The 8,702-nt window shown below is 73.1% G+C and carries 9 protein-coding genes; 5 read left to right on the forward strand and 4 right to left on the reverse strand.

The window, feature by feature from the left end; genetic code table 11:
* Positions 1-69 precede the first annotated feature (69 nt).
* Both CCS38_RS35045 and CCS38_RS35050 read left to right on the forward strand, forming a co-directional pair.
* Positions 70-423 carry an ArsR/SmtB family transcription factor gene (locus CCS38_RS35045; RefSeq protein WP_372457213.1) on the forward strand — a complete coding sequence of 118 codons (354 nt, stop codon included), beginning with the start codon at positions 70-72 and terminating at the stop codon, positions 421-423.
* 156 nt (positions 424-579) lie between these two features.
* Complete coding sequence (locus CCS38_RS35050) at positions 580-717, forward strand: hypothetical protein (protein ID WP_223737659.1); 138 nt, start codon at positions 580-582, stop codon at positions 715-717.
* Here the strand turns inward: CCS38_RS35050 and CCS38_RS35055 are convergent.
* From CCS38_RS35055 to CCS38_RS35820, 3 genes are all read right to left on the reverse strand, one after another.
* On the reverse strand, positions 707-2,077 hold the full coding sequence (locus CCS38_RS35055) for an MFS transporter (protein WP_223737660.1): 1,371 nt from the start codon (positions 2,075-2,077) through the stop codon (positions 707-709). The genes CCS38_RS35050 and CCS38_RS35055 overlap by 11 nt on opposite strands.
* Positions 2,074-3,228 carry an LLM class flavin-dependent oxidoreductase gene (locus CCS38_RS35060; RefSeq protein WP_223737661.1) on the reverse strand — a complete coding sequence of 385 codons (1,155 nt, stop codon included), beginning with the start codon at positions 3,226-3,228 and terminating at the stop codon, positions 2,074-2,076. Before CCS38_RS35060 ends, CCS38_RS35055 begins: the two co-directional genes overlap by 4 nt.
* Positions 3,229-3,493: 265 nt before the next feature.
* Positions 3,494-3,583, reverse strand: coding sequence for a putative leader peptide (locus CCS38_RS35820; protein ID WP_372457212.1), 90 nt, complete (start codon positions 3,581-3,583; stop codon positions 3,494-3,496).
* Between the two features lie 268 nt (positions 3,584-3,851).
* Between CCS38_RS35820 and CCS38_RS35065 the strand changes: the two genes are divergently transcribed.
* From CCS38_RS35065 to CCS38_RS35075, 3 genes are all read left to right on the forward strand, one after another.
* The gene (locus CCS38_RS35065) at positions 3,852-5,366 is read left to right on the forward strand and encodes an FUSC family protein (protein ID WP_223737662.1); all 1,515 of its coding nucleotides are present in this window, start codon (positions 3,852-3,854) and stop codon (positions 5,364-5,366) included.
* Positions 5,367-5,513: 147 nt separating this feature from the next.
* Entirely contained in the window at positions 5,514-6,593 is a 1,080-nt protein-coding gene (locus CCS38_RS35070; protein ID WP_223737663.1) for a lactonase family protein, read from the forward strand.
* An 84-nt stretch (positions 6,594-6,677) separates the two neighbouring features.
* A complete protein-coding gene (locus CCS38_RS35075) occupies positions 6,678-7,469 on the forward strand; it encodes a class I SAM-dependent methyltransferase (protein ID WP_223737664.1) in 792 nt (263 codons plus the stop codon).
* A 164-nt stretch (positions 7,470-7,633) separates the two neighbouring features.
* On the opposite strand, the gene CCS38_RS35080 is transcribed toward CCS38_RS35075, so the two are convergent.
* Positions 7,634-8,542 (reverse strand): sirohydrochlorin chelatase, encoded by a 909-nt coding sequence (locus CCS38_RS35080; RefSeq protein ID WP_223737665.1) that lies wholly within the window; start codon positions 8,540-8,542, stop codon positions 7,634-7,636.
* Positions 8,543-8,702: the final 160 nt, after the last annotated feature.

Below are 8,702 nucleotides of genomic sequence, written 5' to 3' on the forward strand. Positions count from 1 at the left end.
GCCCTGCCGCGCCGCACCCGGTGGCCGGATGAACCGGAGCTCCAGCGCGGGCGGCAGGCAGGCGCGGCCGTGCCCGCCGCTGACGCGGAAATCGGCGAAGAGGAGGGGGTGGCCCTGGACGCGGCGACCGCGACGGCCGTCGCGACCACCCTGCAGGCCCTGGCCGCCCCCTCCCGGCTGCTGATCCTCGCCGCGCTGCGGAACCGCCCGCACCCGGTCTCCGAGCTCGCCGCGGAGATCGGCATGGCCCAGTCCGCCGTCTCCCACCAGCTGCGCCTGCTGCGCACGCTGGGCCTGGTCAGCGGCCACCGCGAAGGGCGGCGCATCGTTTACCGGCTGTACGACGGCCATGTCGCCCAGCTCCTCGACGAGGCCCTGCACCACACCGAACACCTCCGACTGGGCCTGCGTGGCATGCCCTGAACCCGTGTCGTGCAGCCCGGCAATTCATCGTGGCGTAACCGTGCATTGGTTCCTGGTCATCCCTACGTCACCTCGCCAGGGCATGGATGGAGTCAGAGGGACCGCCGCGGCCTCCCGCCGGAAGCCGCGGACACGAGAGACAGGAGCGTGATTCCGGTGGGTGAATTCCTTTGTGCGGCGCTGGCGAAGGCCGGCCTCGTCATCGCCGAGGCGATCCTCACGAAGTTCGTCGTCGAGCTCTGCACCGCGTACGTACGCAAGTACCGTACGGGCGCGGCGATGGCTACGGCGTGAGGCGACGCGACCGGCCGGTCGGGACGTGCAGGTCCGAGTCCCGGAGCCGGGCGGTCGCCACCATGCTCACCAGGCCGGTCAGGGCCAGGTAGCCGCAGGCGAGCCACGGCGTGCCCGATCCCAGGGCCAGCAGCGCCGTCATGATCAGCGGGGTGATCCCCGACGCGAAGATGCCGGACATCTGGTAGACGAACGACATGCCCGTGTACCGGACGGGGGTACGGAACAGCGCGGCGAACAGCGTGCCCTGGGCACCGTAGAACGACGCGTGCACGACACCGAGGGTGAGCAGCAGCGCCACCGCGAACGCCCACGCCCCGCCCGTGCCGAAGAGCCAGAACGCCGGGAAGACCGAGACGGCGAAGGCGCCCATGCCCACGAGGTAGACGCGGCGCGCGCCCAGCCGGTCGACCGCCGCACCGGACACCGGTATCAGCACAGCCATGACCAGCGCGGCTGCCGTCACCGCGAGCAGTACCGGCGTCCGGTCCAGCTTCAGCGTCCCCGTCGCGTAAGTGATCGCGAAGACGCCCCACGTGTTGAAGGCGGCTCCCTCACCCCACCGCGCCAGCATGCCGAGCAGGACGTGCCGACGCGCCGCGGGCTCGCGAACCAGCTCCACCAGGGGCGCGGAGCGCGGCAGCTCCTGCAGCCGGCGTACCGCGCGGAAGGCCGGGGTCTCGTCGATCTTCAGCCGTACGGTCAGGCCGACCCCGACGAGCACCAGGCTGACGAGGAACGCGATCCGCCACCCGTAACCCAGGAAGGCGGCGTCGCTGAGCACGTCGTTGAGGAGCGCGAACACCCCCGTACCGAGTGCCAGTCCGAGTGCCAGGCCGATCTGCGGATAGCTGCCGAACCGGCCCTTGCGACCGTCGGGCCCGTACTCGACCGCCAGCAGGACCGCCCCCGCCCACTCGCCGCCCAGCGCCACGCCCTGCGCGACGCGCAGGACCAGGAGCAGTGCGGGGGCGAGCAGTCCGACCTGCTGGTACGTCGGCAGCAGGCCGATGAGCGCGGTCGAGACGCCCATCAGGCCCATCGTGAAGGCGAGGGTGCGCTTGCGGCCGATGCGGTCGCCGATGTGCCCGAACAGCAGCCCGCCGACCGGGCGGGCGACGAAGCCCACGGCGAACGTCGCGAACGACAGCATCGTGCCGACCGTGCCGTTCGCCGTCGGGAAGAACAGCTTGTTGAAGACCAGCCCGGCGGCCGTCGAGTACAGGAAGAAGTCGTACCACTCGACGGTGGTGCCCAGCAGGCTGGCGAGCACCACGGTCTTCAGCCGGGTCGGCGGGGCGCCCGACTGGTGCTCGTCCGGATGCGGTGGCGCCTGCGAGGGCGCGGGGGCCGGGCTCATCGGCCGGCGAACGGGACGATGCCCGCCTCGACGGTGCGCGGCCCGGCCGGGTGCTGCCACAGGCCGCGCCGCTCCAGCAGCGGCAGCACGCCCTCGCCGAACCAGTACGCCTCCTCCAGGTGCGGCACCCCGGAGAGGACGAACTCCTCGATGCCCAGCCGGGCGTACTCCTCGATGAGGTTCGCGACCTCGGCGTGGCTGCCCACCAGTGCCGTGCCGGCGCCGCCGCGTACCAGCCCGACGCCCGCCCACAGGTTGGGGTAGATCTCCAGGTTGTCGCTGGACCCGCTGTTGTGCAGCTCGCGCATCCGGCGCTGGCCCTCGGACTCGCTGGTCGCCAGCCCCTGCTGCACCGCCTTGATGCGTTCGGGGTCCATGCCCTTCAGCAGCCGCTCGGCCTCGGCCCACGCCTGCTCCGAGGTGTCCCGGCTGATGGTGTGCAGCCGGATGCCGAACCGTACGTCGCGGCCCTGCGCGGCGGCCAGCGACCGGATCCAGTCGATCTTCTGCTTCACCTGCTGCGGCGGCTCGCCCCAGGTCAGATAGACATCGGTGTACCGCGCGGCCACCTCGCCGGCCGCGGGCGAGGAGCCGCCGAAGTAGACCTGCGGCACCGGGTCGGGCAGCCGGTTGAGCCTGGCGCCCTCGACCCGCAGATGCTCGCCGTGGTGGTCGACCGTCTCGCCGTCCCACAGCCGCCGCACGATGTCGAGGAACTCGCCGGTGCGCGCGTAGCGCTGGTCCTTGTCGAGGAAGTCGCCGTACGCGCGCTGCTCCGCCGACTCGCCGCCGGTGACGACGTTGAGCAGCAGCCGGCCGTGCGACTGCCGCTGGTAGGTCGCGGCCATCTGCGCCGACAGGGTCGGGCTGATCTGGCCGGGCCGGAAGGCGACGAGGAACTTCAGCCGCTCGGTGACCTGCGTGAGCATCGCCGTGGTCAGCCAGGCGTCCTCGCACCACGCGCCCGTCGGCGTCAACGCCCCGACGAAGCCCAGCTGTTCGGCGCTGCGGGCGATCTGGCCGAGGTACTCGACGGAGGCGGGCCGGTCCCCGCCGGCGGTGCCGGGCAAGGAGCCGTGGCCCCCGCCGACGATGTGCCGGCTGTCACCGGTCGTGGGCAGGAACCAATGGAACGTCAGGGGAGAAGACATCGAGGACTCCGGGGAAGGGCGGCGGGTCACGTCCGGGCAGGGCACGGCGGCCCGGCGCAGGGCATGACGGTGCGCCGCGGAGGAGGCGACAGTGGCGCGTCACCGGGTGCGGAAAGGAAAGCTGCGGAAGCTGAGCTTCAGAAAGCAGAGCTGCGGAGAGCGGAGCTTCTGACAGCAGAACTTCTGACAGCAGGGCTTCGGAAAGCAGGAGAAAGGCGCGGCAGCGCGGGCCCGGAAAGAGCGGGGAACGCGGCCGGAGAAGGCGTCAGATACGACAGTTGGCGCTGGACTGGCGACACAGATCGACGTGGAGACGTCCCACGAGGAGGTCGGCAGCAGCAGTCATGCCCCGCATTCTGCGCCGTCCGACCTGCTGGGATCAAGCCGCTGAGACGAGTATTTCAGCACGTGAGACGGTCCGGGGCCGGCGGGTGCTCAGTGGTCCATTGGCCCGCCCGTGCGGCACCGGACGCGCGGTCCGCTGGACCAATGGCACAGTGAATCCGGCCTCTGTTGAGCCAGTGTGTCCTCGGGTGTTCTGATGGTCGTGTCGATGGCGCTGCGGATTCCGCGGCGCCTTTTTCATGCCATGCAGTGCTGGAACGCAGAAGGGGCGGGGATTCGTGCTGAAGAGGGTGTTCGTTGCTCCGGATCCGGGGCGGCTGCGGTTGCGCAGTGCGCTGCGGGCGGTGCTCGGCATCGGGCTGGCGGTGGTCCTGTGCGGGGCGGCCGGTCATTCGCTGGTCGCGGTCATCTTCGGTGGGCTCGCGGCCCTGCTGGCCCTCTTCACGGTGACGGACCCGACGGTCCGCGGGCAGGCGGTCACCACCGCGCTGTTCCCGGCGGTGGGTTTCCCCGTACTCGCCCTCGCCGCGATGCTGCACGACTACCCGTTGGCCCGGGACGCGGCCTTTCTCGCCGTGGTCGGCGCCGGGGTGTACGCGCGCCGGTGGGGGCCGCGGGGCCACTCACTCGGCGTGCTCGGCTTCATGGCCTTCTTCGCGTCGCAGTTCCTGCACACGGTGCCCGGCCAGTTGCCCGAGCTGTACGAAGCGATGCTGCTGTCGCTGCTCGCCTCCTCGGCCGTGCGCTTCGGGCTGTGGTGCTACGAGCGCCGGCTGCCGCCGCCCGCCGTCGTACCGCCCCTGAACGCCGGCACCGGGCTCGCCCGGCCGACCACGCGGCAGGCGGTCCAGGCCATGGCCGGCGGTGCCTTCGCCCTCGCGGCGGGGCAGCTGCTCTCGCAGGACCGTTGGTACTGGGCCGTGGGCGCGACGTGGTGGGTCTTCGTGAACACCGCGTCGAGCGGCGAGACGCTGGTACGGAGCTTCCGGCGGGTGCTCGGCACGGTGATCGGGATCGCCGTCGGGCTGGGCGTCGCCGTACCGCTGCACGGCGCGCCGGTGCCCACCGCCGCGCTCGTCGCGGTCTGTGTCTTCGGCATCTTCTACACGGCCGCCGTCTCGTACACCTGGATGATGTTCGCGGTGACGGTGATGGCAGGGCTGCTGTACGGGCTCCTCGGAGTGCTGGACCCGGGGCTGCTCGTGCTGCGGGTCACGGAGACGGGCGTCGGGGCGCTCGGCGCGGTACTGGCGGTGCTGCTCGTGCTGCCCGTCACCACGCACGCCACGACGGACGCCTGGATCGAGCGCGCGCTGCGCTGCGTGCACGCCTGCACGGCCGAGGCCGCCGCGCGGCTGGCCGGTTCCGCGGCCGCCGACCCCGCGCCGCGGATCGCCGAGCTGGAGCTGCTGCTCGGCAAGGTGCGGGTCTCGATCGCCCCGCTGGTCCACCCGCTCAGTCCGCTGCGTGCTCGCAAGGAGCGGGCGCGTCAGGTCGTCGCCCTGCTCGACGACTGCGCCCGCGAGGTCCGCGGGCTGGCCGCCGTCGCCGCCGATCCCGAGGCGTCCCACGACGACCGCCTCACCGCGGCCTGCCGGCGCGTCGAGGCCGCGGTGGCGGCGCTGACGTCGCCGGAGCAGGTGGCCGGCCGGCAGCGGGTGAGCCTGGCCGCCGCGTCGCACATCCCGGCGGCGGAACCGGCCCTCGCCCATCTCCACGGCCTGGAAAGAGCGCTCACCGAACTCGCGGTACCGCTGCGCGACTCCGGCCGTCCGCCACTGATCAGCGCCTGACGACGCCGCACGGGCGGGATACGCACGGGCTGTACGAACGCAGTCGGACCGAGTACGGGCGGATTCGGGCGGGCTCCGCGCCACCCCGGCTGTTAGCGTCGGTGACCGACCGATGCGGGGCGTGCGGACGGGAAGCGGGGTACGGGTGTGAACGCTGGGAGCCGGAACGGTGCCGGGCGGCGGGCGTACATCGGGTCGACGGCCGGCGGGGCCGGCATCGTGACCGCGGAGGTCGATCCGGAGAGCGGGGCCTTGAAGGAACTGCACCGCACCGACGCGGTGACCCACCCCGCCTACCTCGCGGTGTCCGGCGACGGCCGGCTGCTGTACGTGGTGAGCGAGACGCCCGACGGCGCGGCCGCGGCGTTCTCGCTCGCGGGCGACCGGCCGGAACCGCTCGCGCCGCCGGTGCCCGTACACGGCTCCGCGCCCACCCACCTCACCCCGCACGCCGGACACCTGCTGACCGCCAACTACCGCTCCGGCAGCGTGAGCGCGCTGCCCCTGCGGGCCGACGGCGCGCCCACCGCGCCCGGCCCCGGCGCCGTGCTCCAGCACCGCGGCAGCGGTACGGACCCCAAGCGGCAGACCGGCCCGCACGCGCACGCCGTGGTGGCCGACCCCACGGGACGCTGGGTGCTCAGCGTGGACCTCGGCACCGACTCCGTACGCGTCTGCGACATCGACCCGGGGAGCGGGCAACTGGTCATGCGCCGCGAGGTCGCGCTGCGCGCCGGCAGTGGCCCGCGCCATCTGCGCTTCCACCCGGGCGGCCGGCTCGCGTACATCATCAACGAGCTGGAGCCGACGGTGACCACCTGCCGCTGGGACGCCGTGCAGGGGGTGCTGACGCCGGTGGGGGAGACGTCCGTACTGCCCGAGGGCGGTGTGACGCCGACGCTGCCGTCCGAGTTCGTGGTCTCCGCCGACGGACGGTTCGGCTGGGCCGCCAACCGCGGTGACGACAGCATCGCCGTACTGACGCTGGATCAGGACGGTCTGGCGCCGCGGCTCGTCACGACCGTGCCGTGCGGCGGTACTTGGCCGCGCGACTTGGCGCTGCACCCCGAGGGGCGGCACCTCTACGCCGCCAACGAGCGCTCCGGGGACGTCACATGGTTCACGGTCGACCCCGAAACGGGCGTCCCGGAGCGGGCAGGTTCGCTCCCGGTACCGTCGGCTTCCTGCGTGGTCTTCGGGAACGTGCCCGTCCGCACCGACCGTTGAGTATGTTCAGCCGATAGCGGACGCTCGGCGGCGAGATCGTCCGAATGCCGGGCGCGGCGGCCAGGAACCGGGCACCCTGACGGCATGACCGTCGGATTCAGTGGTGAAGTCGCCGAGTACTACGCCCGCTTCCGGCGCGGCTACCGCCCGGAGCTCCTGGACGCCCTCCAGGAAGCCTTCGGCCTGACCGCCGGCGACACCGCACTCGACCTCGGCTGCGGCACGGGACAGCTGACCGTGCCGCTTGCCGAGCGGGTCGGCTCCGTACTCGGCATGGACCCCGAACCGGACATGCTGCGGCTGGCCCGCCGGGCCGCCGACGAGGCAGGCGTACGCAACGCCACCTGGGTGCTCGGCGCGGACAGCGACGTCCCGGCGCTCGGCACGCTGCTCGGCCGCGGCTCCCTGGCCATGGCCGCCATCGGCCAGGCGCTGCACTGGATGGACCACGAGCAGCTCTTCCGCGAGCTGCGCCCGCTGCTCCGGCCCGGCGGCGGCATCGCCGTGATCGCGAACGGCGTGCCGCTCTGGCAGCAGGAGAGCTACTGGGCGGACGCGCTGCGCGGCTACCTGGAGCGGTACTTCGGCACGGTCCTCCAGGCCACCTGCGGCACGGCCGACGACGATCAGGACCGCTACGCCCGCGCGCTGCGCGCGGCGGGCTACGACGGGGTGCGCGAGATCGACCACCGCTACCGCGTGGAGCTGACGTTCGAGGAGCTGGTCGGCGGCGTCTGCTCCGCCGTACCGGCCGGCCGGCTGCCGACCCGCGCCGACCGCCCGCACTTCGCCGCCGGCCTGCGGGCCGCGCTCCCCCAGGGCCCGTACGCGGAGGAGGTACGGGTACGGGTGCTGGTGGGGCGGACGAGCGGATGAGCGCCGTGGGCGCGCCCGGATACGGCGATGGGCCGCCCCGCGTGGTGCGGGACGGCCCATCCGGTGCTTCGTCCACTGTTGTGTTCACTGCTTTGCCCACTGCATCGCCCACTGGTTTGTTCACCAGGCCGGGTCGCCGGCTGCCGCTGGCGGCCGGCGGCGGTTCAGCGGGTCGCGGCGCCCTGTGCCGACTGCAGCGTGATGCCGAGCGACGCCGCGTAGTTGGACAGGACCAGGCGGCCCACCGCCATGTACGCACCCAGCGCCTCCGCGGAGGCGCAGCCCGCCTCGGCCGCGGCCGCCCCCAGCAGCCCGTCGGCGATCTCCGGGCCGATCAGGTACGGGGCCAGCGCCAGCTGCTGCGAACCGGAGGCGCGCAGCTGCTCGGCCGTGCGCGAGATCGCGCCGTCCTCGTCCAGCGCGGCGGCCAGCACCGGCACCGCGAGGCGCGCGGAGAGCAGCATGCCGGTGATGCCGGCGGCCTGCACGGCCTCCTCGCCGCCGACGGTGGCGAGAATGATGCCGTCAGCGGCCGTTGCGACCGTGAACAGACGGGCGCGGTCGGCGCGCGCCAGGCCGGCCTCGGACAGCCGCACGTGCAGGCCCTCGGCGAGCAGCGGGTGCGGCCCGAGCACATCGGTGAGCTCGGCGGCGGAGCCGCTGTTCATGATCGCCTGGCGTATGCGGCGCAGCAGGGCGTTGTCGGGGCCCGCGAGCAGCGGCACGACCACGGCGGCCGGGCTGTCCTTCAGCTCCTGCGCACCGCCCTCGATGCGGGCCCTGCGCTCGGCGGCGGCGTGCGCGAGCACGGCCTCCAGCGACGGGAACTCCTCGTCGCCGCCGTCGACGTACCCGATCCGCGCGTCGAGGCCGGGCAGCTCGGAGCGGGCGATGCTGGACACCTCCTCCGCCAGGCCGCGCGACGCGGCGGTGGGAGCGCCGGGGACGGCCAGGACGAGGGCGGGCGCGCCCTCGGGAGCGGCGACCGGCTCGGGTTTGCGGTGGCGTCCGGGCTGGCGCGGACGCGGCATTCGTACAGGCAGGCCGGGTGCGGGCCCAGTGGGGGAACTCATGGCGCCGCATGCTAACGCCTCTTCGGCACCCCGTGCCGAGGGAGGGCACGGTCGGGTGACTTGTGTACCGATTCGTCCCGCGCGTCTTTGTGCGAGCGCCCCACGACACGCCTTGTGATCTGCGCTGACTCGCGGGGTGGGTGGTCGGGGGAGGTGCGGT

Origin of the sequence: Streptomyces purpurogeneiscleroticus (genome assembly GCF_020024005.1) — a bacterium.
Classification (GTDB): Bacteria; Actinomycetota; Actinomycetes; order Streptomycetales; family Streptomycetaceae; genus Streptomyces; species Streptomyces purpurogeneiscleroticus.

What these genes read in the sequence shown, in the direction of transcription:
- CCS38_RS35055 (WP_223737660.1), bottom strand. Translation starts at nt 2,077, where the DNA reads ATGAGCCCGGCCCCCGCGCCCTCGCAGGCGCCACCGCATCCGGACGAG.
- CCS38_RS35060 (WP_223737661.1), bottom strand. Translation starts at nt 3,228, where the DNA reads ATGTCTTCTCCCCTGACGTTCCATTGGTTCCTGCCCACGACCGGTGAC.
- CCS38_RS35820 (WP_372457212.1), bottom strand. Translation starts at nt 3,583, where the DNA reads ATGCGGGGCATGACTGCTGCTGCCGACCTCCTCGTGGGACGTCTCCAC.
- CCS38_RS35075 (WP_223737664.1), top strand. Translation starts at nt 6,678, where the DNA reads ATGACCGTCGGATTCAGTGGTGAAGTCGCCGAGTACTACGCCCGCTTC.
- CCS38_RS35080 (WP_223737665.1), bottom strand. Translation starts at nt 8,542, where the DNA reads ATGAGTTCCCCCACTGGGCCCGCACCCGGCCTGCCTGTACGAATGCCG.